General features: G+C 69.8%; 21 protein-coding genes. 15 read left to right on the top strand and 6 right to left on the bottom strand.

Going from position 1 to position 21,061, the window contains the following annotated elements; genetic code table 11:
• Positions 1-16: 16 nt before the first annotated feature.
• Complete coding sequence (locus EXE51_RS02010; RefSeq protein ID WP_137691944.1) at positions 17-856, top strand: NAD+ synthase; 840 nt, start codon at positions 17-19, stop codon at positions 854-856.
• Positions 857-874: 18 nt separating this feature from the next.
• On the opposite strand, the gene EXE51_RS02015 is transcribed toward EXE51_RS02010, so the two are convergent.
• Positions 875-1,966 (bottom strand): anthranilate phosphoribosyltransferase, encoded by a 1,092-nt coding sequence (locus tag EXE51_RS02015; RefSeq protein WP_049932227.1) that lies wholly within the window; start codon positions 1,964-1,966, stop codon positions 875-877.
• Positions 1,967-2,267: 301 nt separating this feature from the next.
• On the opposite strand from EXE51_RS02015, the gene EXE51_RS17640 reads away from it, so the two are divergent.
• Positions 2,268-2,426: a hypothetical protein gene (locus EXE51_RS17640; protein WP_167373093.1), complete on the top strand. Its 159-nt coding sequence runs from the start codon at positions 2,268-2,270 to the stop codon at positions 2,424-2,426.
• Between the two features lie 158 nt (positions 2,427-2,584).
• Complete coding sequence (locus EXE51_RS02020) at positions 2,585-3,643, top strand: Lrp/AsnC family transcriptional regulator (RefSeq protein ID WP_137691945.1); 1,059 nt, start codon at positions 2,585-2,587, stop codon at positions 3,641-3,643.
• Positions 3,644-3,664: 21 nt separating this feature from the next.
• Here EXE51_RS02020 and EXE51_RS02025 read toward each other — a convergent pair whose 3' ends face one another.
• Both EXE51_RS02025 and EXE51_RS02030 read right to left on the bottom strand, forming a co-directional pair.
• On the bottom strand, positions 3,665-4,414 hold the full coding sequence (locus EXE51_RS02025) for a bacteriorhodopsin (protein ID WP_137691946.1): 750 nt from the start codon (positions 4,412-4,414) through the stop codon (positions 3,665-3,667).
• Position 4,415: 1 nt separating this feature from the next.
• The gene (locus EXE51_RS02030; RefSeq protein ID WP_094495606.1) at positions 4,416-6,092 is read right to left on the bottom strand and encodes a methyl-accepting chemotaxis protein; all 1,677 of its coding nucleotides are present in this window, start codon (positions 6,090-6,092) and stop codon (positions 4,416-4,418) included.
• Between the two features lie 198 nt (positions 6,093-6,290).
• On the opposite strand from EXE51_RS02030, the gene EXE51_RS02035 reads away from it, so the two are divergent.
• The 3 genes from EXE51_RS02035 (at position 6,291) to EXE51_RS02045 (ending at position 7,921) form a co-directional block, all read left to right on the top strand.
• Positions 6,291-7,106: an aldo/keto reductase gene (locus EXE51_RS02035; RefSeq protein ID WP_094495605.1), complete on the top strand. Its 816-nt coding sequence runs from the start codon at positions 6,291-6,293 to the stop codon at positions 7,104-7,106.
• A gap of 64 nt (positions 7,107-7,170) precedes the next feature.
• Positions 7,171-7,398 (top strand): hypothetical protein, encoded by a 228-nt coding sequence (locus EXE51_RS02040; protein ID WP_137691947.1) that lies wholly within the window; start codon positions 7,171-7,173, stop codon positions 7,396-7,398.
• 124 nt (positions 7,399-7,522) lie between these two features.
• Positions 7,523-7,921, top strand: a complete 399-nt coding sequence (locus tag EXE51_RS02045; RefSeq protein ID WP_049932236.1) for a DUF5790 family protein — start codon at positions 7,523-7,525, stop codon at positions 7,919-7,921.
• A 20-nt stretch (positions 7,922-7,941) separates the two neighbouring features.
• Here EXE51_RS02045 and EXE51_RS02050 read toward each other — a convergent pair whose 3' ends face one another.
• The gene (locus EXE51_RS02050; protein ID WP_086215299.1) at positions 7,942-8,721 is read right to left on the bottom strand and encodes a creatininase family protein; all 780 of its coding nucleotides are present in this window, start codon (positions 8,719-8,721) and stop codon (positions 7,942-7,944) included.
• Positions 8,722-8,897: 176 nt separating this feature from the next.
• Between EXE51_RS02050 and EXE51_RS02055 the strand changes: the two genes are divergently transcribed.
• Positions 8,898-9,209, top strand: a complete 312-nt coding sequence (locus tag EXE51_RS02055; RefSeq protein WP_137691948.1) for a hypothetical protein — start codon at positions 8,898-8,900, stop codon at positions 9,207-9,209.
• 46 nt (positions 9,210-9,255) lie between these two features.
• On the opposite strand, the gene EXE51_RS02060 is transcribed toward EXE51_RS02055, so the two are convergent.
• Positions 9,256-11,202 carry an ABC transporter ATP-binding protein gene (locus EXE51_RS02060; protein WP_094495602.1) on the bottom strand — a complete coding sequence of 649 codons (1,947 nt, stop codon included), beginning with the start codon at positions 11,200-11,202 and terminating at the stop codon, positions 9,256-9,258.
• 196 nt (positions 11,203-11,398) lie between these two features.
• Positions 11,399-11,677, bottom strand: coding sequence for a hypothetical protein (locus EXE51_RS02065; protein WP_137691949.1), 279 nt, complete (start codon positions 11,675-11,677; stop codon positions 11,399-11,401).
• A 117-nt stretch (positions 11,678-11,794) separates the two neighbouring features.
• On the opposite strand from EXE51_RS02065, the gene rnz reads away from it, so the two are divergent.
• From rnz to lpdA, 8 genes are all read left to right on the top strand, one after another.
• Positions 11,795-12,727: a ribonuclease Z gene (rnz, locus tag EXE51_RS02070; RefSeq protein ID WP_094593428.1), complete on the top strand. Its 933-nt coding sequence runs from the start codon at positions 11,795-11,797 to the stop codon at positions 12,725-12,727.
• Between the two features lie 304 nt (positions 12,728-13,031).
• Entirely contained in the window at positions 13,032-13,958 is a 927-nt protein-coding gene (locus EXE51_RS02075) for a replication factor A (RefSeq protein ID WP_137691950.1), read from the top strand.
• A gap of 1 nt (position 13,959) precedes the next feature.
• Positions 13,960-14,592, top strand: a complete 633-nt coding sequence (locus tag EXE51_RS02080; RefSeq protein ID WP_049932248.1) for an RPA family protein — start codon at positions 13,960-13,962, stop codon at positions 14,590-14,592.
• 124 nt (positions 14,593-14,716) lie between these two features.
• The gene (locus EXE51_RS02085; protein WP_049932250.1) at positions 14,717-15,121 is read left to right on the top strand and encodes a CopG family transcriptional regulator; all 405 of its coding nucleotides are present in this window, start codon (positions 14,717-14,719) and stop codon (positions 15,119-15,121) included.
• A 350-nt stretch (positions 15,122-15,471) separates the two neighbouring features.
• The gene (gene pdhA, locus EXE51_RS02090) at positions 15,472-16,575 is read left to right on the top strand and encodes a pyruvate dehydrogenase (acetyl-transferring) E1 component subunit alpha (protein WP_049932323.1); all 1,104 of its coding nucleotides are present in this window, start codon (positions 15,472-15,474) and stop codon (positions 16,573-16,575) included.
• On the top strand, positions 16,576-17,562 hold the full coding sequence (locus EXE51_RS02095) for an alpha-ketoacid dehydrogenase subunit beta (RefSeq protein WP_007345778.1): 987 nt from the start codon (positions 16,576-16,578) through the stop codon (positions 17,560-17,562).
• An 87-nt stretch (positions 17,563-17,649) separates the two neighbouring features.
• Positions 17,650-19,305, top strand: coding sequence for a dihydrolipoamide acetyltransferase family protein (locus EXE51_RS02100; RefSeq protein WP_137691951.1), 1,656 nt, complete (start codon positions 17,650-17,652; stop codon positions 19,303-19,305).
• Positions 19,305-20,732 carry a dihydrolipoyl dehydrogenase gene (gene lpdA / locus EXE51_RS02105; protein ID WP_137691952.1) on the top strand — a complete coding sequence of 476 codons (1,428 nt, stop codon included), beginning with the start codon at positions 19,305-19,307 and terminating at the stop codon, positions 20,730-20,732. Before EXE51_RS02100 ends, lpdA begins: the two co-directional genes overlap by 1 nt.
• Positions 20,733-21,061: the final 329 nt, after the last annotated feature.

Here is a 21,061-nt window from a genome sequence, read left to right on the forward strand (position 1 = left end):
GCCCCTCAATAGACGTATGAGCCACGCATCGGAGCAGTCGGTGTTGCTGTCGGACGACCCCCCGCTCGACCTCCGCCTCTCGGACGACGAACTTGCGGCGACCCGCGAGCGCATCGTCTCGTTCATCCGCGACGTCGTCGACGACGCGGGCGCCGAGGGGGCGGTCCTCGGCCTCTCGGGCGGTATCGACTCGACGCTCACCGCCCACCTCGCGGTCGAGGCGCTCGGCGAGGACGGCCTCCACGGCCTCACGATGCCCTCGGCGGTGAACGACGCGGACGTGATGAGCGACGCGGAGCGCGTCGCCCACGACCTCGGCGTCGAGTACGACGTGATCGAGATCCAGCCGATCGCGGAGGCCTTCTTCGACGCGGTCCCGGAGGCCGCGACGGACCAGATGGCGGCCGGGAACGTCTACGTCCGCACCCGCGCCGTGTTGAACTACTTCGTCGCTAACGCCGAGAACCGGGTCGTCCTCGGCACCGGGAACCGCGCCGAGGCGATGACCGGCTACTACACGAAGTACGGCGACCAGGCGGTCGACTGTAACCCCATCGGCAAACTCTACAAACAGCAGGTGCGCCAGCTGGCCGCCCACGTCGGCGTCCCCCGCGACCTCGTGATGCAGGAGCCGACCGCGGGGATGTGGGAGGGCCAGACCGACGCCGAGGAGATGGGGCTCGACTACGACACCGTCGACGCCATCCTCGCGGTCCACGTCGACGGCGGACTCTCGCGGTCGGCGACGGTCAGCGAACTCGACGTGCCCGAAGAGGCCGTCGACCGCGTGGTCGACCTCCACGAGCGCAGCGCCCACAAGCGGGCGATGCCCCCGGCGCCCGCCCGCGAACTGTAACGCCCGCGTCGCGCCCCTTCAGAACTCCCGCATCGCTTCGAGCACGTCGTGCGCGGAGCCGTCGTCGATGGCCTCGCGGGCGGCGTCGAGACCCTCCTCGATGGAGTCGGCGTCGCCGCCGGCGTAGATCCGAAGCGCGGCGTTGACCGCGACCGCGTCCGCGAAGGCGCCGTCTCGCTCGCCCGCCAGCACCTCCTCGGTGATCGCGGCGGAGTCGGTCGCGACGTCGTCGACCGCGAGGTCGTCTTCCTCGAGGTCCATCCCGTACTCCGCGGTCTCGATCTCGAAGTCGTCGAAGGACGCGCCCTCGCTGCCCTCGCCGTCGTCGCCCGACGCGTCCCACTCGGCGACCTTGGTGTAGCCGGGGCGTACGTCGTCGTACCCCTCCATGCCCTGGAACATCAGGACGCGGTCGAGGTCGTGGAACTCGCTTTCGACGAACGTGTCGACCACCTTCTTCGCGAACGCGAGGTGGTAGAAGGAGCCGAGGTGGACGGACGCGCCGGCGGGGTTCGCCAGCGTCTCGACGGTGTTGACGAACGACCGGACGCCCATCTGGTCGCGCCGGTCGAACAGGTCGTCGATGGCGGGGTTGAACGCGGGCTGGTAGTAGAAGCCGAAGCCGGTCTCGTCGACCATGTCGGCTGAGTCGGCGGGGGTCAGCTCCGTGTGGACGCCGAGCTCGTCGAGGACGTGTTTGTACGCGTCCTGCTTCTGCGTGGGCACGCGGTCGCCCGAGTGGACGACGACGGGAGTGCCCGCGGCGGCCGCGACCGCGCCCGCCGCAACGCCGAGGATCGCTGTCCGTCCCTTCCCGTCGTAGTTCGCGCCGCAGTCGACGGGGTCGGCGTCGGGTTCGGCGTACTCGACGCGGTCGCACATCACGTCGACGTACGCGCCGAGCTCCTCGGCCGTGTTCCGCTTCCAGCGGTTCGAGAGCCAGAACGCCCCGAGCGTCGTCGGGTCGGGCTCGCCCGCGAGGATGCGCTCGAACGCCTCGGTCGCCTGCGCGCGCGTCAGGTCGTCGGCCGACTTGTGGCCGGAGCCGCAGACCTCGGTCATCAGCCGCTTGAGGGGCCAGTCGCCGAACTCCTGAGTCGCCTGAGCCATACGCTCCGTTAGGCTTCTCGCACGAAAAGTCCCCCGTTCGACTCCCGCACCGCGGGAACGAGAGGGACCGCCTCCGCCCTCCGACTCGACGCGGCAACACCGCGCGCGAGCGATGAGCCGGGACGGCGCGACCGCTCTCGCCCGATCTGTGGTACTCACCCACACAGTACAAATGAACGAATGTCTTGTTCTGTAAGAATATATGTGAATAAGCGCTAAACTTGCTCTGTAAGTGTGCCGTATCAGAGTCAAAATAGCGTTAGAGTTATATGCTTGTCCAGATAGTTAGCGATCGTACCCGATGACGTCCAAATCCGTCGCCACCGCGCTCACGCTGTATCGGTCCCGCACGCTGACGCTCGAACAGGCCGCGACCGTCGGCGGCTGCTCGACGGCGCAGTTGGAGAAGAGCGCCCGGGCGTTCGCGCCGACGCCCGGCGAGGCCCCCGCCGACGACTGAATCACCGTCGCGACGCCCGGCGAGGCCCCCCGCCGACGACCGACGCTCCACCCCGACCGACGCTCCACCCCGACCGACGCTCCGCCCCGAACGTGGTGTCCCCCTGACGGTCGGCGCCCTCCGAAACCCGTAGGTACACTCCGCCCCAAGCGTTTCCAATGAGTTTGGACGCCGACTGGCGGGCCGACCTCGACGCGGTCGACGCGGCCCTCATCGACGAGTACCAGAGCGGCTTCCCCGTCGAACGCCGTCCGTTCGAGCGGGTCGCCCGCGAGATCGCGGCCGAGACGGGCGTCGCGGTCGACGCCGACGACCTCCTCGACCGCGTCCGCGACCTCCGCGAGCGCGGCGTGTTCCGCCGGTTCGGCGCGGTCCTCAACCCGCCGGTCATCGGCTCGTCGACGCTCGCGGCGGTGCGCGCGCCGGACGACCGGTTCGACGAGGTCGCCGAGGTGATCAACGGGTACCGGCAGGTGAACCACAACTACCGCCGCGACCACGAGTGGAACCAGTGGTTCGTCGTCACCGCGGGCTCCCGCGAGAAGCGCGACGAGATCCTCGCGGAGATCGAGGAGCGAACCGGCTGCGAGGTACTCGCGCTCCCGATGCTCACGGACTACTACATCGACCTTGAGTTCCCCGTAGTCAACGCCGACCGGTTCGCGCGGGAGTCGCTCGACCACACCGACGTCTCCGCCACCCGCATCTCCGAGGACGCGCGCGGCGACCTGAGCCCGCTCGAAGCGAACCTCCTCTTGGCGATCCAGGACGGCTTCCCGCTGTCCGCGACCCCCTACGCCGACGTGGCGAACGAGATCGACGCGCCCGTCGACGACGTGCTCGCGGCGGTCGAGCGCCTCCTCGGCGACGGCTGTATCAAGCGGATCGGTTGCGTCGTCAACCACGTCGTCACCGGCTTCACGAACAACTGTATGGTGGTTTGGGACGTGCCGGACGAGGAACTCGACGAGCGCGGCGAGGCGGTCGGCAGCTTCCCGTACGTCACGCTCTGTTACCACCGCCCGCGTCGCCCCGACCAGGACTGGGAGTACAACCTGTTCACGATGATCCACGGTCGGGAGGCGGAGGCAGTCGACGCGAAGATCGACGAGCTGGCGACCGACCACCTCCCGTTCGACCACGAGCGACTCTACTCGACCGAGACGCTGAAACAGACCGGCGCGCGCTACGAGGACCTCGTCGCGGACGACGCGTAACGCAGGAAAAATCTCCGCGGCTCAGTCGTCGCCGAGGGCGGCCGTCCGCTCCTCTGCCGCCGAGTCGGCGGCGGCGAACTCATCGGCGCCGAGGCGGTCGAGCGCGTCCGCGCCCGCGACCGCGATGACGACGAAGCCGACCTTCGAGACGATGTCGAGGTAGACGAACACGAGCATCTCCGTCGCGGACGTCAGCAGGCCGAAGCCGGTGGGCGCGAGCAGCCACACGACCGGGTACAGCGTCCACAGCACCACGGTGATGTTCCGCAGCGTGCCGAAGACGGCGCGGACCCGGTCGCCCTCCGCCGATGCCGACCCCGGGAGCGCGACGAGCAGCCCGTAGACGAGCGCGAGGTACGCGGCTCCGCCGACGGCGAAGGCGGCCCACGACACCGCTCCGCCGGTGGCGGCGGCGGTGACCCCGCCGGCGATGACCACCACGTCGACGCCGATCAGCCCGGTGAGCACCCGTCGGGACGGGCGGGCGAGCAGCCCGAGGTAGAGGAGTATGAGCGGCGTGGTCACGAGCCAGTCGACGTACCGGACGACCTCCAGCTCGCCGGCCGCCGTCGACAGCGTGCCGACGCCGAGCGCCATCGCGAGGTACGCGAGCGCCGCGACGCCGGTGACGCCGGCGAGGGTCCCGTAGTAGACGCCGTGCGACTCGTCGGTCGCCGACGATCCGGAGAGCCACGCCCACAGCGGGGGAACCGTTCCGGCGCCCATCGCGAGCGCGCCGATCCACGCCCAGACGGTGGTGTCGACGAGCATCTCAGTTCACCCCCTCCCCGGCGGGCGCGTCGTCGCCCCCGCCGCGCGAGAAGTCAAACTCGCTCCCGTCGCCGTCGCCTCCCCCGTCGGGGACGGCGGTGGCGCCGTCGGCCGCCGCGCCGCGGCCCGTCCCGTCGCCCGCGGCGCCGAGACCGTCGCCGGCCGCGAACTCGAAGTCGTCGACCGCGTCGCGCAGCGCGAGCGCCCGGTCGGAGAGCGACCCGGCCGCGGTCTCGACCGCCCCGAGGGTCCGCTCCTGCTCGTCGACCGCACCGGTGACGTCGCCGGCCGCGCTGGCCGTCTGCGCGCTGATCGCGGAGACGTCCTCGACGTGGCCGACCACCGCGTCGACGGAGTCGGCCTGCGTCTCCGTCGTCCGGGTAATCTCGGTCATGCTCGCGTCGGTGCGCTCGGAGGCCTCCGCGAGGCGTTCGAGGGCGTCGATCGAGGTCTCGACCGTGTCGACGCCGGCCGAGATCCGCTGTTCCGTACGCGCCATCGCGTCGGCGCCCGTCTCCGCGCGCTCCTGGACGGAGCGGATCCGGGCCTCGATCTCGCTCGCCGACTCCTGGGTCTCCTCGGCCAGCGCCTTCACCTCCTCGGCGACGACCGCGAAGCCGGCGCCGTCGGCCCCGGAGCGGGCCGCCTCGATGGAGGCGTTCAGCGCGAGCAGGTTCGTCTGCTCGGCGATCTCCGAGATGGTGTCGACCACCTCGCCGATCTCCTCGACCTCCGCGGCGAGCGCCTCGACCTCCGCGGTCGTCTCCGCGGTCGTCTCCTCGACCGCGTCCATCTCCGCGAGCGCCTCCTCGGCGGCCTCGCGACCCTCGTCGCCGACTTCCGCCGCGTGTTCCGCGGTCTCCGCCACGTCGGTGACGGTGGAGGCGACCTCCTCGGCCGAGGACGCGAGGTTCTCGGCCTCGTCGGTCGCCGCCCGCAGGTCGTCGCGCTGGGTGCGCGCGCCCTCGGCGATCTCCTCAACCGCCTCGCTCACGGTCCCTGTCGTCGCCCGCAGGTCCTCCGTGCGGTCGTCGACGGTCCCGGCCACGTCGGCGGTGTCCTCGGCGACGGTCGCGACGGACGCGACCGTCCCCTCCAGCTCGTCGGCCATCTCGTTGAACGCGGCGCCCACCCGCGCCATCGCCTCGTTGTCGCTCTCGGGGTCGACCCGGCGCGTCAGGTCGCCGTCGGCGAGCGCGCGCATGGCGGACTCGTACTCGGTCGCCTTGTGTTCGACCGTCTCGGCGCGCGTGTCGGCCTCCCGTCGCGCTCGTTCCGCCTCCTCGCGGGCCGCTTCGGCGTCGGAGATCTCCGAGCGCAGCGAACCGCGCATCTCGTCGAACGCGTGGAACAGCCGCCCGATCTCGTCGGTTCGCCCGGTGTCGAGCCGCACGTCGAGCTCTCCCTCGGCCATCCGCTCGGCCTTGTCAGTCAGTTGCCGCAGGGAGATGACCGTGTTCGAGCCGACGGTGACGCCGATGAGCGCGAGCCCGATCACCGTCAACAGCGTCATCCCGATCAGTCCGGAGCGCACTTCGGCGCCCGCGGCGCCGGTCCCCTCCGCGCGTAGATAGACGATGACTCCGTACGAAACTGAGACCGCCATGACCCCGATCAGCGACAGAGCGAGCTTCGCACCGTAGCTCGATCGGACGCCCGAGGCCGATCCCTCTTGCATGTATACCGAACGGCAGAGATCCTATCGTCATAATAACTCCTCCCCGAATATTACCAGTGATACTCTGCTCGCGGTCGAGTCGGGCGGTACCGGCGGCTCGGCGAGCAGAAAGCGAGCACGTGCGCGAGGCCGCCGGGCCTGACACCCCGATCCGCCGGGACCGGTACGTTGAGGGCGTCGCCGCCCGCACGGACGCGCATGGTGACCGCCTTCGACAGACTCGGATACGGGACGTACAAGCTGGCCGCCGGCGAGGAGTGCGCGGCCGGCGTCGCCCACGCGATCGAGACCGGCTACCGCCACGTCGACACCGCCCAGGGGTACGACAACGAGGCCTCGGTCGGCGACGGGATCGACCGGAGCGACCGCGACCGCGAGGACCTGTTCGTCGCGACGAAGCTCTCGACGGACAACCTCTCGTACGACGACGCGGTCGAGACCGCCCGCGCCAGCCGCGACCGGCTTGGTGTCGACTCGATCGACCTGCTGTACGTCCACTGGCCGATCAACACCTACGAGCCCGCGGAGACGCTGCCCGCGCTCGACGACCTCGTCGACGACGGGGTGATAGATCGGATCGGGCTCTCGAACTTCGAGCCCGACGAACTCGACGAGGCGCTCGACCGCCTCGACCACGACGTGTTCGCCCACCAGGTGGAGTGTCACCCCCTGCTTCAACAGGAGCGGCTCCGCGAGTACGCCGTCGAACACGACCACTGGCTCGTCGCCTACTCGCCGATCGCGCGCAACCGCGTCGCCGAGGTCGACGCCCTCCGAGAGATAGCCGCGGCCCACGACGCGACCCCGGCCCAGGTGAGCCTCGCGTGGCTGCTCTCGAAGGAGCGCGTCGCGCCGATCCCGAAGGCGGCCGACTTCGGCCACGTCGAGGACAACTGGGCGGCCCGCGAGATCGACCTGACGGACGAGGAACTCGCCCGGATCGACGCGCTCGACCGCCGCGAGCGGATCGTCGACTTCGAGGAGGCGTCGTGGAACCGAGACCGATCTCCGTAACGCTCAATACCGGTATTGTGGCCTCATAGTCGGTTTAACGAGGATTCGGATCGAACCCCCGCCCGTGCCGGACCCGAACTCGCGGACCGACGCCGGCCCGCCCGCCGGCGGCTCCCCGAGCGGCGACTCGGACCCGGACGGCGAGTCCGGTCTCCGCGACCGTCCCGCCCTCCTCGCGGCGACGCCCGGGACGGACGCGGTGCTCGATCAGCTCCGGACGCTCGCGGTCCTCGCTGGCCTTCTCGTCCTCCTCGTGACGCTGATCGCTGTCGAGCTGCTCGTTCGCATCTGAGCCCGCCGGCCGACCGAAACTGAACGCGAGACCCGCCCGATCCGGCACTCGACCCGTCCTCTCCGTCGGTTTCACTTCCGCTTTCGGGCGCGTTTTTAAAAGGCGCGGGCGAGACGGGTCCGGTATGGGCCAGTCCACGTTCGATGACGACGACTTGTTCGGCGAGGCGGCCGCGGAGACCCGCGCGGAGGTCGAAGATCACCTCGCCGCGGCGCGCGAGGAACTCCCGGACCCGGACGCGGTGTGGGAGACGGACGCGGACAACGTCCTCGGCGCGCTCAACGGACTGAAATCCGCGCTCGACGCCGGCGACGCCGTCGACAGCGTCCGCTCGGCGAAGAAGGCGTACGTCCTCGGCGAGCGCGCCGACGCCTTCGAGGACGCCGCCGACCTGAAAGCGGAGATCGAGGAGCTCGAATCGCTCGTCGGCGACATCGAGAGCGCCGCCGACGAGGTCGCCTCCCTCACCGGCACCGTCCCCGCGATCCGCGGGGCGCTTCAGGACGCGGCGGACGAGGAGTAACCCTCCGCTCCGGCCGCGCCCTACGTCGACTTCCGGTCAGCGACCGCTTCCGCCAGCGCCGCGAGCGCCGCGCTCGCGCGGTCGAGCAGGACCGCGCCCCGCTCGGCGTCGCCCTCCCGCGGGTCGCCGACGACGCCGTTGTCGGTGAACTCGGCAGAGTCGTGCGCGAGGTTCACCCCAGACACCCACTCGCCCCACCGGTCGGCGGCGCCCGCGCTCGCATCGTCGACCCGCTCCTCGCGGACCAAGTCCGGATTCGTCGCGCGCAGCAGCGCCGTCTCCAGCGGGCCAGCGTGACCCATGTCGCTCGCGTGGTCGCCGACCGACTCGAACCACGTGAACGCCACCCCGTACCCCGCGTGGGCGTCGTCGCGCGAGAAGCGGCGGGCGACCTCCGCCAGCGCCTCGACGTTCCCCCCGTGCCCGTTGACGAACACGACGCGGTCGACCCCGTGCGAGACCAGCGACTCCGCGGACTCCCGGACGTACGCCCGGAACGTCTCCGGGGAAACCCACATCGTCCCGTCGAAGGCGCGGTGCTCCTCCGCGACGCCGACCGGGATCGGCGGCGCGACCGCGACCTCCCCGCGGTCCGCTCCCGGCTCGCCGCCCGACCCCTCGTCGTCCGTTCCCGTCTCCTCGTAGGCGTCCGCGCTCGCCTCCGCGACCGCGACGGCGTTCAGCGCGTCGGTGCCGAGCGGGGCGTGCGGCCCGTGCTGTTCCGTGCTGCCGACCGGGAGGAACGCGACGTCGACGTCGGCGTCGCGAACGTCGGTCCACGTGACCTCGCTGAGGCGCATACCGATGCCTCGGTGGCCGGCGTCGTATAGCCGGCGGTCATCGCCGATGCCGAGTGGTCACCGTCGGCGTCTGGTGGTCGCCGCGGCGCAGGGGCGGTCGACCGCTCGCGAGGCATGGGCGCTCGCCCCGCGGCCGCTCCCGGGGTATTATGACGCTTCCCGCGGATCGCGGCTCCATGAGCGGTGACAACGCGGATCACGACACGGGGACACACGACTCGGCTCCGGCCGTGACGTTCGGCCCGCTGAAGCGGGCGCTCCGCGAACACCGCTATCCGGTGACCGCGGCGGAGTTGATAGAGCAGTACGGCGCCGCGACGTTGGAGACGCCGACGAGGACGGCGCGGCTCGACGGGCTGCTCGAAGGGCGCGAGGAGACGCAGTTTCGGGATCCGTCGGAGGTCCGCGAGGCCGTTCTCGATGCGCTCGGGCACGCCGACGCGTCCCCGGAGGCGGCCGCCGACGAGTGGACGCGGCTTCCGCGGTGACTCTTCGGTCGAGCTCCGCCCCGTTCCGCTCGGCGCGCGGCCCCGATCAGTCGTCGTCGGTATCGGCCTCTTCGACTATCCGCGCCGTGCGCTCCTGCGCGCGGTCGATGAACTCCTGCGGGAGCTCGTCGATCTCGCCCGCCTGAACGCCCCAGAGGTGCGCGTACAGCCCGTCGTTGTCGAGCAGCTCGTCGTGCGTCCCCCGCTCGGCGATCTGCCCGCCCTCCAACACGAGGATCGTGTCTGCGTCCTTGATCGTCGAGAGCCGGTGGGCGATCGCGAACGTCGTCCGCTCCTCGGTGAGCCGGTCGAGCGAGCGCTGGATCAGCATCTCCGTCTCCGTGTCGACGTCCGAGGTCGCCTCGTCGAGGATGAGGATGTCCGGGTCCTTGAGCACCGCCCGCGCGATGGTGACGCGCTGGCGCTGCCCGCCGGAGAGCTTCACGCCGCGCTCGCCGACCATGGTGTCGTAGCCGTCGGGGAGGTTCTGGATGAACTCGTGCGCTTCGGCGGCCTCGGCGGCCTCGCGGACCTCCTCGTCGGTGGCGTCGAAGGTGCCGTAGGTGATGTTCTCGCGGACCGTCCCGTAGAACAGGTACGAGGACTGCCCGACGTAGCCGATCGAGCGACGGAGCGACTTGAGCGTCACGTCGCGGACGTCCTGTCCGTCGATCTCGATCGACCCCTCGTCGACGTCGTACATCCGGAGGAGCAGCTTGAGCACGGTCGACTTCCCCGCGCCGGTCGGGCCGACCAGCGCGAGCGTCTCGCCGCCCTCGACGGCGAAGTCGACGTCCTCGACGATCGTCTCGTCGTCGTAGCCGAAGGAGACGTCGTCGTACACCACGTCGCCGTCGCCGACCGTCAGGTCCTCCGCGCCCGGGTCCTCGGCGAGCCTCGACGGCTCGTCCATCAGCCCGAAGATCCGCGCGGAGGAGGCACGGGCGCGCTGGTACATGTTGATGATCTGCCCGAACTGCGCCATCGGCCAGATGAACCGCTGGGTGTAGAGGATGAAGACGACGAACATCCCCACCGAGAGCTCGCCGGTGAACGGTCCCGGCGGCGTCTCCTGGAACACCCAGAGGCCGCCGATGATGAACGTCACCACGAAGCCGACTCCGGCGAGCACGCGGAGCCCCGGGAAGAACTTGATCCGGGTCGTGATCGCGTCCCAGTTGGCGTCGAAGTAGTCCATTGACACGTCGTCGACGCGGTCGGACTCGTACGGCTCCGTGTTCGACGACTTGATCACCTGGATGCCGCCGAGGTTGTTCTCCAGCCGGGAGTTCATCTTCCCGACCGACGAGCGGACCTCGGCGTACTTCGGCTGGATGATCCTGATGAACAGGTAGGTGAACCCGCCGATGATCGGCACCGGCAGCAGCGCGACTAAGGCGAGCTGCCAGTTGATCCAGAAGAGGAGGACGCCGATGCCGACGACCATCACCGACAGGCGGAACAGGGAGTTCATCCCGTCGTTGAGGAACCGTTCGAGCCGGTTCACGTCGTTCGAGAGGATCGACATCATCTCTCCGGTCTGCTTGTCGGAAAAGAACTCCATGTTGAGCCGCTGCATCTTGTCGTAGGTGTCCGTCCGGACATCGTGCTGGATGTTCTGGGCGAAGGCGTTGAACCCCCAGTTCCGGATCCAGTGGAACCCGGCCCCGATCCCGAACGCGCCCCCGATGACGGCGATGGTGAACCAGAACTGCGCGGTCTGTCCCGTCGGCAGCCACGCGTCGGGGAGGACGACGAGCGGGATCTGCTCGCTGAACAGGGCGTCCTCGTAGAACACGGCGTCGATGGCGATCCCGAGCATCAGCGGCGGGAGCAGGTCGAGCAGCCGCGCGAAGACGCTCGCGAACACCCCAACGGTCACCTGCGGGACGTAGTCGCGGCCGTACTCGACGAACAGCCGCTTCATCGGATTCTCTATCTTGTCCCGCTGCTCCTCGAAGGGATCGTCGTCCTCCCATTCGACGCCACTCATCACGAGTTCGTATCAGGTAGGCGGGCAAATAGGTTTCCTTCGAACCGAAATACGTCGGCAGAAAACGCCGGTAACACCCGTTCGATCGGGTGATCTCTCCCGGAACCACCGCGGTCACCGGCGTCGGCGCAGCGGTCGACCCGACGGTCAGTCCGGCACGCGCGGCGACCTCGGTCACGCCGACCGCGCGCCGGGCTCAGAGCTCGCGCCGCTCGACGGCGGTGTCGATCCCGGCCTCGTCGAGGTCGTCGCGCACACGTCGCCGGAGCGGGTCCGGCACCCCGTCCCGCGGGACCGGCGTCGCCGTTCCCTCCTCGTCTTCGTCGGTCGGGACGGACCAGTAGAGGACGTGGCCCGTCTCGGCGTAAAACTCCACCCCGTACCGGTCCCGGCCCCCCTCGTAGTGGACGCGGGCGGCCGCGCCCTCCGCGCGCCACCCCTCCTGTCTGACCAAGGCGGCGATCGGCTTTCGCATGGTCGCTCTCGGGCGGCCGGACTCATGTGGGTGTCGACCGATCGGCCGCCCGCCCGATCCGGCGCCCTCCTCCCCCGCATCGACACCGGTTTACAACCGCCGACCCGATGAGTCGCCATGTCTCTTCGCGTCACGTTCCTCGGGACGGGCGGCGCCGTTCCCACCGTCGAGCGCGCGGCCAGCGCCGTCTTCGTCAACCGCGAGGGCGACCGCTTCCTCTTCGACTGCGGCGAGGGCACGCAGCGCGAGATGATGCGCAGCGGCACCGGGTTCGCCGTCGACCGCGTGTTCGTCTCGCACCTCCACGGCGACCACGTCCTCGGCATCCCCGGCCTCGTCCAGACGCTCGGATTCAACGACCGCACCGACCCGCTGGCGATCCACTGCCCGCCGGGGACCGGCGGGCACCTCCACGACCTGGTCCACGCGGCCGGCCACGACCCCGCCTTCCCGATCCGGATCGAGCCGGTCGCTCCCGGCGAGGTCGCCCACGAGACCGACGAGTACGAGATCCGCGCGTTCGAGACGGAACACCGCACCGTCTCGCAGGGGTACGTCCTAGCGGAGGACGACCGCCCCGGCCGGTTCGACCGCCCGAAGGCGGAGGAGCTCGGCGTCCCCGTCGGGCCGAAGTTCGGCCGCCTCCACGGGGGCGAGCCGGTCGAGGCCGAGGACGGCACGGTCGTCGAGCCGGAGCAGGTCGTCGGCCCGCCGCGTCCGGGCCGGAAGCTTGTCTACACCGCGGACACGCGCCCGCGCGAGTCGACGGTCGAAGCGGCCGCGGACGCCGACCTGCTCATCCACGACGCCACCTTCGCCGACGACATGGCCGACCGCGCCCGCGACACGGCCCACTCGACCGGCGGCGAGGCGGGGTCGATCGCCGACCGCGCGGACGCGAAGCGGCTCGCCTTGGTCCACATCTCCTCGCGCTACGCCGCCGACCCGCGCCCGATCCGCCGCGACGCCCGCGAGGCGTTCGACGGCGAGTGCCTGCTCCCCGACGACGGCGACCTGATCGAGGTGCCGTTCCCCGACGCCGACGAGTGAGGGTCCCGAACACCCGTTCCTCCGTTCGGCTCGTCTCCCTCCGTGCTACCGCAAACCGTGGGACGGTTCCACTCGAAACGGCGCCCGCGCACGGCTGACGCGCGTCTGACGCGGCCGCCGCCGCACCGGTGTCTTCCGAGCATCTGATCCGCGGTCAGTCCGGCGCCGATCCGGAGAACTCCGGAGAGAAGCGCGCTCTCGACGGATACGTTCACTTTCACCGCGGTCACGGGCGTTTTAATACGGTGAGGAACCAACGGCCGTACGCCTCCCAGTGAAACAAGACCGGAGGCGGAGACACCCCATGAGCGAACTGCGACAGGAAGCGGAAGCGATAGCGGAACAGTTCTCGGACCACACGGACGTCGACCCCGACAATGTCGAGGAGCGCCTGACGACGCTCGTCGACGAGTACCGCGTGCCGCTCGACGAGGCGAGCCGGAGCGTCACCAACAGCTACCTCGAAGACGCCGGGATGGAGCGCGACGAGCTCGGCCGCGGCGGCAGCGAGGAGGTCCTCGTCAACGACATCGACGAGGACGAGCAGTGGGTGGACCTGCGCGTCGAGCTGGTCGACCTGTGGGAGCCCCGCAGCGACTCCATCTCGCAGGTCGGGCTCCTCGGCGACGAGTCGGGCACGATCAAGTTCGTCGCCTTCGAGACCTCCGACCTCCCCGAGCTGACGGAGGGACAGGCGTACGAGCTCTCGAACGTCGTCACCGACGAGTACGAGGGGAGCTACTCGGTGAAGCTCAACCGGACGACCGGTATCACCGAGATCGACGAAGCGATCGAGGTCGGCGACAACGCCGACACCGTCGAGGGCGCGCTGGTCGACATCCAGTCCGGCTCCGGGCTGATCAAGCGCTGCCCCGAGGAGGACTGTACGCGCGTCCTCCAGAACGGGCGCTGCTCCGAGCACGGCCAGGTCGAGGGCGAGTTCGACCTGCGGATCAAGGGCGTCCTCGACGACGGCGAGACCGTCACCGAGGTCATCTTCGACCGCGAGGCCACCGAGGATCTCACCGGCATGACCCTCGAGGAGGCCAAGGACATGGCGATGGACGCGCTCGACACCACCGTCGTCGCCGAGGAGATGGGCGAGGACGTGCTCGGGCGCTACTACCGCGTCACCGGCCCGACCTTCGGGCGGTACGTCCTGGTCGACGAGATGGAGGACCCCGGCACCGTCGACGTTGAAAGCGCGCTGATCGAAGCGAGGTCGATTTGAAATGAGCCAGTCAGCCCCCACCCGAGAGGTCGCCCGGCGCGTGTTCGCGAGCGAGTTCAACGACGCCGGCTACACGTTCACCGAGTCCGACGACGAGCGGGCCCCCGTCTACGCGCTGCTGCCGACGGGCGAGTCCTCGAACCGCGTGTTCTTCGTCGGCACCCTCACCGAGAAGGAGGACGTCGGCGAGGACAGCGAGTACTGGCGCGGTCGCATCGTCGACCCGACGGGCACGTTCTTCGTGTACGCCGGCCAGTACCAGCCCGAGGCCGCTTCCAAACTCCGGGACCTGGAGCCCCCGGCCTACGTCGCAGTCGTGGGGAAACCCCGGACCTACGAGACCGACGACGGCACGGTCCGAGTGTCCGTCCGTCCCGAGTCGATCACCGAGGTCGACGCCGCCACCCGCGACCGCTGGGTCGCGGAGACCGCCCGCCGTACCGTCGAGCGCGTCGCCGCGTTCGACGACGAGGGCAACGAGTACGCGCGAATGGCCCGCGAGGAGTACGACCTCGACCCCGAGACGTACAAGGCCGCCGCGCTGTCGGCGTTAGAGGACCTCGACGAGAGCGGCGACGAGCTCGCCGGCGACGCCGGCGACGAGCCGGACCCGGCCGGGACGCCCGAGCCCTGACCGGCGACGGCCGACCGCCCCGACGAACCGATCGGGCGCGTCACCCCGTAACGACTCACTTTTCGCCGTTTCTTGCGACTGTCTGACAAACCATTAAGTGATCCGCGCGCCCACGTTTCGGGCGATGGGCAACAAGAACAAGACCATCTCGTTCCGCGTCAACGAGGACGCGTTCGAGGCCCTTCGCGACATCGCCGAGGAGCGGGACATCTCGCTGTCGGCGGTGTTCCGAGACTACGTGGACGCGCTCGTTGCCCACGACGGCCAGGTCCGGGTCGTCCCGGAGTCGGAACTGGCCGACGCGGGCGACGACGGCGAGCCGTTTCCCCCGAAAGTCGAGGTTCCGAAGAGCTTCGTCCGCGAGCACGAGCGGCTGGAACTCGAGGCCGAACACCTCCGGGAGCAGCTCGAAGAGCACAAGCGGTACGTCAATCACCTCCGGGAGCAGCTCGAGGACGAGGACGACGACGTAATCCAGCTCGAAGACCTCGACGGCGAGCCGGACGAACCCGCTTTCCGCCTCGGGTAGCCGCCGATTCCTTCCATTTCCACCGCTCCGTCGATCCGGGAGAGACCCGTCCACCGTTGAGCTACGGCGCCGTCCGCTCCGACCGTCCGCGACGTTCGGACCGTACTTCGATGACGGTCGGACGCGCGGACGAAAACCTTCCTGTTCGTCCGTTACTAACCGCTGAACCGCCCATGTTGGCGAAAATATTGCCGTGATGCTCCGAGTTTGTTCAGAAACGTCCGATTCTCGACCCGTCTGATGGACGGTCTCTCAGAGCGACGCCGCTATTTCTGAGTATACTAAATTATTTACGAAAACGATATTACCCGGGCGGTGAAGGGATCCTACATGCGAAGGTGGGTTCGACCGTGAACGTGTTCGATAGGGCGTACGACGATACGGTTCGCGTCCTCGACGAGGACGGCGAGGTCGTCGGCGACGTGCCGGACCTCGACGACGAATCGCTCGTCGACATGTACAGGCACATGCGGCTGGCGCGTCACTTCGACGGCCGCGCGGTGAGCCTCCAGCGACAGGGGCGGATGGGGACGTACCCCCCGCTCTCCGGCCAGGAGGGGGCCCAGATCGGCTCGGCGTTCGCGCTCGACGACGACGACTGGATGGTCCCGTCGTACCGCGAACACGGCGCCGCCCTCGTCCACGGGCTCCCGCTGAAACAGACCCTGCTCTACTGGATGGGTCACGAGGACGGCAACAACGCGCCGACGGACGTCAACGTCTTCCCGGTCGCCGTCCCCATCGCGTCGCAGATCCCCCACGCGACGGGCGCCGCGTGGGCCTCGAAGCTCCGCGGCGAGGACGACGCGTTCGTCTGCTACTTCGGCGACGGCGCGACGAGCGAGGGCGACTTCCACGAGGGAATCAACTTCGCCGGCGTGTTCGACACGCCGACCGTCTTCTTCTGTAACAACAACCAGTGGGCGATCTCCGTTCCGCGAGAGCGCCAGACCCGGAGCGCGACCCTGGCGCAGAAGGCGGAGGCGTACGGGATCGACGGCGTTCAGGTCGACGGCATGGACCCGCTGGCGGTGTACAGCGTCACGGAAGCGGCCTTAGAGAAGGCGCGCGACCCCGAGACCGACCGGCCGCGGCCGACGCTGATCGAGGCGGTCCAGTACCGGTTCGGCGCGCACACGACCGCCGACGACCCGACCGTCTACCGCGACGACGACGAGGTCGAGCGCTGGAAGCGGAAGGACCCCATCGACCGGCTGGAGTCGTACCTCCGGGACGAAGGGGTCCTCGACGACGAGCGCGTCGCGGAGATCGAGTCGACGGTCGAGGCCCGGGTCGCGGACGCGATAGACGAGGCTGAATCGATGGCGCGCCCCGACCCGCGCGAGCTGTTCGAACACGCGTACGCGGAGCTTCCGCCCGAGCTGGAGCGGCAGTACGAGGAGTTCGCCGCCCTGCGCGACGAGCGCGGCGACGCGGCGTTCCTGGAGGAGTAAATGACCGAGACACAGAACCTCACGCTGGTACAGGCGATACGAGACGGACTACACACCGAACTGCGCGAGGACGACGACGTCGTCGTGATGGGGCAAGACGTCGGGAAGAACGGCGGCGTCTTCCGCGCGACCGAGGGCCTGTTCGACGAGTTCGGCGGCGACCGGGTGATCGACACGCCGCTGGCCGAGTCGGGCATCGTCGGCACCGCGGTCGGGATGGCCGCCATGGGGATGCGACCGGTCCCGGAGATCCAGTTCTCCGGGTTCATGTACCCCGGCTTCGACCAGATCGTCTCGCACATGGCGCGGTTCCGGACCCGCAGCCGCGGGCGGTTCACGCTCCCCATGACGCTACGTGCCCCCTACGGCGGCGGGATCCGCGCGCCCGAACACCACTCCGAGTCGAAGGAGGCGTTCTACGCCCACGAGGCCGGGCTGAAGGTCGTCATCCCCTCCACGCCGTACGAGGCGAAGGGGCTGCTCGCGGCGTCGATCCGCGACCCCGACCCGGTGATATTCCTCGAACCGAAGCTGATCTACCGGGCGTTCCGCGAGGAGGTCCCCGAGGAGCCGTACACGGTCCCCATCGGCGAGGCGGCCACGCGCCGCGAGGGCGACGACGTAGCCGTCTTCACCTACGGCGCGATGACTCGCCCCACGCTGGAGGCCGCCGAGACGCTCGGGGAGGAGGGGATCGAGTGCGAGGTCGTCGACCTCCGCACGATTTCCCCGCTCGACCGCGAGGCGGTCGTCGAGGCGTTCGAGAAGACCGGTCGCGCGGTCGTCGTTCACGAGGCCCCCAAGACCGGCGGGCTCGCGGGCGAGATCACGGCGATCCTTCAGGAGGAGGCGCTGCTGTACCAGGAGGCGCCGATCGGCCGCGTCACCGGCTTCGACGTGCCGTACCCGCTGTACGCGCTGGAGGACTACTACCTCCCGTCCGCCGCCCGCATCGAGGACGGAATCTTGGAGGCGGTCGAATTTTAAGATGTCCGGCAGAGGTACACCCATGAACGCCGAGGACCGGCGCACGACGGCAGAGGGGAGACGCCCGACCGCCGAGGGGGGCGACGAATGACGGTCGAGGAGTTCAAACTGCCCGACGTCGGCGAGGGCGTCGCGGAGGGCGAACTCGTCAGCTGGCTGGTCGCGCCCGGCGACCGCGTCGAGGAGGACCAGCCCGTCGCCGAGGTCGAGACCGACAAGGCGCTCGTCGAGGTGCCGTCGAGCTACGACGGCGTCGTCGAGGAGCTGTTCGCCGAGGAGGGGGAGATGGTCCCCGTCGGCGACGTGATCATCTCGTTCCGCGTCGACGAGGACGGCGAGGCGGCCGCCGGCGACGACGCGGAGGCCGAACCGGAGCCGGAGCCCGACTCGCCCGACGAGTCGGCGTCGGAGCCGACCACCGAGGCGGCCGACGCCGAGCCCGACACGCCCGCCGGACGCACCTTCGCGCCGCCGTCGGCCCGCCGGCTCGCCCGCGAGCTCGGCGTCGACGTCGCGGCCGTCGACGGGAGCGGCCCCGGCGGCCGCGTCACCGAGGCCGACGTGCGCGCCCACGCCGAGGGCGACGCCGGGGCCGCCGACGCGGGCGGCCCGGACGACGGCCCCGAACCCCGTCCCGCGCCGACGCCGACCGATACCGGCTCCGACGGGCGGAAGTCCGCGGTCAGCAAGCGCGGTGCCGACGACGGCTCCGCCGACGCCCCGGCGACGCCCGCCGGCGGGCCCGACCCCGCGGGCCGGGAGACGACGCTCGCGACGCCCGCCACGCGGAAGGCCGCGCGCGACCGCGACGTGGACATCGACGACGTGCCGACCGACCAGACCCGGGACGGCGAGGCGTTCGTCACGGCCGAGGCCGTGAACGCGTACGCCGACGCGCTGGAGTCGCCCGCGTCGACGCCCGAGCCGGAACCGGTCGAGACGGGCGCGGGCACGGAGCCCGCCGTGACCGCCGGCGACGCGTCCGAGACGAGCGCTCCCGCGTCGGGCGACGAGACCGTCCCGTACCGCGGCGTCAGGCGCACCATCGGCAAGCAGATGGAGCGCTCAAAGTTCACGGCGCCGCACGTCACCCACCACGACACCGCCGAGGTCGACGCGCTCGTGGAGGCCCGCGAGGAGCTGAAGCCGAAGGCCGAGGCCGAGGGGGTGAAGCTCACCTACATGCCGTTCGTGATGAAGGCCATCGTCGCCGGGCTGAAGGAGTACCCGTACCTCAACAGCGAGCTCCGGGAGGACGACGAGGAGATCGTGTTGAAAAGCGAGTACAACCTCGGCATCGCGGTCGCGACCGACGCGGGTCTCATGGTTCCCGTCGTCGAGAACGTCGACGAGAAGGGGCTCTTCGAGCTGGCCGACGCGGTGAACGACCTCGCCTCGCGCGCCCGAGAGCGGAAGCTCAAGCCCGCGGAGATGCAGGGCGGGACCTTCTCTATCACCAACTTCGGCGCGATCGGCGGCGAGTACGCCACGCCGATCATCAACTACCCCGAGACGGCGATCCTCGGGCTCGGGGCCATCGAGGAGCGCCCTGTCGTCCGCGACCACGCGGACGTCGAGTCCGAGTTCCTCGACGACTCGGACGACTCGACGGTCGTCCCGGCGCCGACGCTCCCGTTGTCCTTATCGATCGACCACCGCGTCGTCGACGGCGCGGTCGCGGCCGAGTTCGCGAACACCGTCATGGAACACTTGGAAAACCCCCTGCTGTTACTCAACGAATAATGGTCGTCGGAGATGTCACCACGGGAACGGAGGTACTGGTCATCGGCGCGGGGCCGGGCGGCTACGTCGCCGCCATCCGCGCCGCACAGGAGGGGCTCGACACGACCCTCGTCGAGAAGGACGCCTACGGCGGCGCCTGTCTCAACCGCGGCTGTATCCCCTCGAAGGCGCTGATCACGGGGAGCGGGCTCGCCCACGAGGCCGGCAACGCGGAGTTCATGGGCGTCCACGCGGACCCCGCCGTCGACATGGGGAAGATGATCGAGTGGAAAGACGGCGTCGTCGACCGGCTCACCGGCGGCGTCGAGAAGCTCTGTAAGGCGAACGGCGTGAACCTGATCGAAGGGACCGCCTCGTTCGTCGGCGAGGACACCGTCCGCGTCGCGCACGGCGGCGACGGGCAGGGCTCTGAGACGCTCTCGTTCGAACACGCGGTCGTCGCGACCGGCTCGCGTCCGATCCAGATCCCCGGCTTCGAGTTCGCCGAGGACCACGTTTGGAGCTCCGCCGACGCGCTCGACGCCGACACCGTCCCGGACCGGCTCGGGATCGTCGGCGGCGGCTACATCGGGATGGAGTTGGCGACGACGTACGCCAAGCTCGGGGCCGACGTGACGGTCGTCGAGATGCTCGACGACATCCTCGACCCCTACGAGGACGACGTGAAGCGGATCGTCCGGGAGCGCGCCGCGGAGATCGGCGTCGAGTTCAACTTCGGCGAGGGCGCGAGCGAGTGGTCGGAGGCGCCCGACGGCGGGTACCTCCTCCACACCGAGACGGAGGACAGCGAGGAGTCGACGTACGGCGTCGACAAGATCCTCGTCGCGGTCGGCCGTCAGCCCGTCACCGACGGCCTCGACGTAGCGAACGCCGGTATCGAGACGGACGACCGCGGCTTCATCGAGACGGACGATCGCACGCGCACGGCGGTCGAGCACATCCACGCCGTCGGCGACGTCGCGGGCGACCCGATGCTCGCGCACGCGGCCTCGAACGAGGGGATCGTCGCCGCCGAGGTGATCGCCGGTGAACCCGCCGCGCTCGACCGACAGGCCGTCCCCGCCGCGGTGTTCACCGACCCCGAGATCGGGACGGTCGGGATGACCGAGGCCGAGGCCGAGGACGCCGGCTTCGATCCCGTCGTCGGCGAGATGCCGTTCAACGCCTCCGGCCGGGCGATGACGACCGGCCACACCGAGGGGTTCGCCCGGATCATCGCCGACGAGGAGACCGGATTCGTCCTCGGCGGGCAGATCGTCGGACCCGAGGCGTCGGAGCTGATCGCGGAGGTCGCGCTCGCGGTCGAGATGGGCGCGACCCTCGAAGACGTGGCCGCCACCGTCCACACCCACCCGACGCTCGCGGAGGCGGTGATGGAGGCCGCGGAGAACGCTCGCGGGCAGGCGATCCACACGCTGAACCGCTGAGCGGCCCGTCTTCGAGACCCCGGGTCGGCGCCGTCGGCGACTCGACGCTCCCGCGCGGAGTCAGAAGTGGCCGCGAGGCGAACGGACGCGCCCGCCTCCCTCGGGTGGAACTCTCACACATGATTATCGAACTGTCGACTTCTTGATCCGTAGCGGGGTCGCCACTCACTTCTCGGCGGAGCACGCCATGCGGAGCGCCGCTGCGGTCCACGACGCCGACTTCGCAGATCGGAAAACAGAACTTCAGTTTCTCGATAGAAACTCTCCGTTATATCGATTATTGTCTCCTCGTATTAGACAATATTATCCGTAAAGAAGGGCGACTATTT

This window comes from Halorubrum sp. CGM5_25_10-8B (assembly GCF_005435095.1).
Classification (GTDB): Archaea; Halobacteriota; Halobacteria; order Halobacteriales; family Haloferacaceae; genus Halorubrum; species Halorubrum ezzemoulense.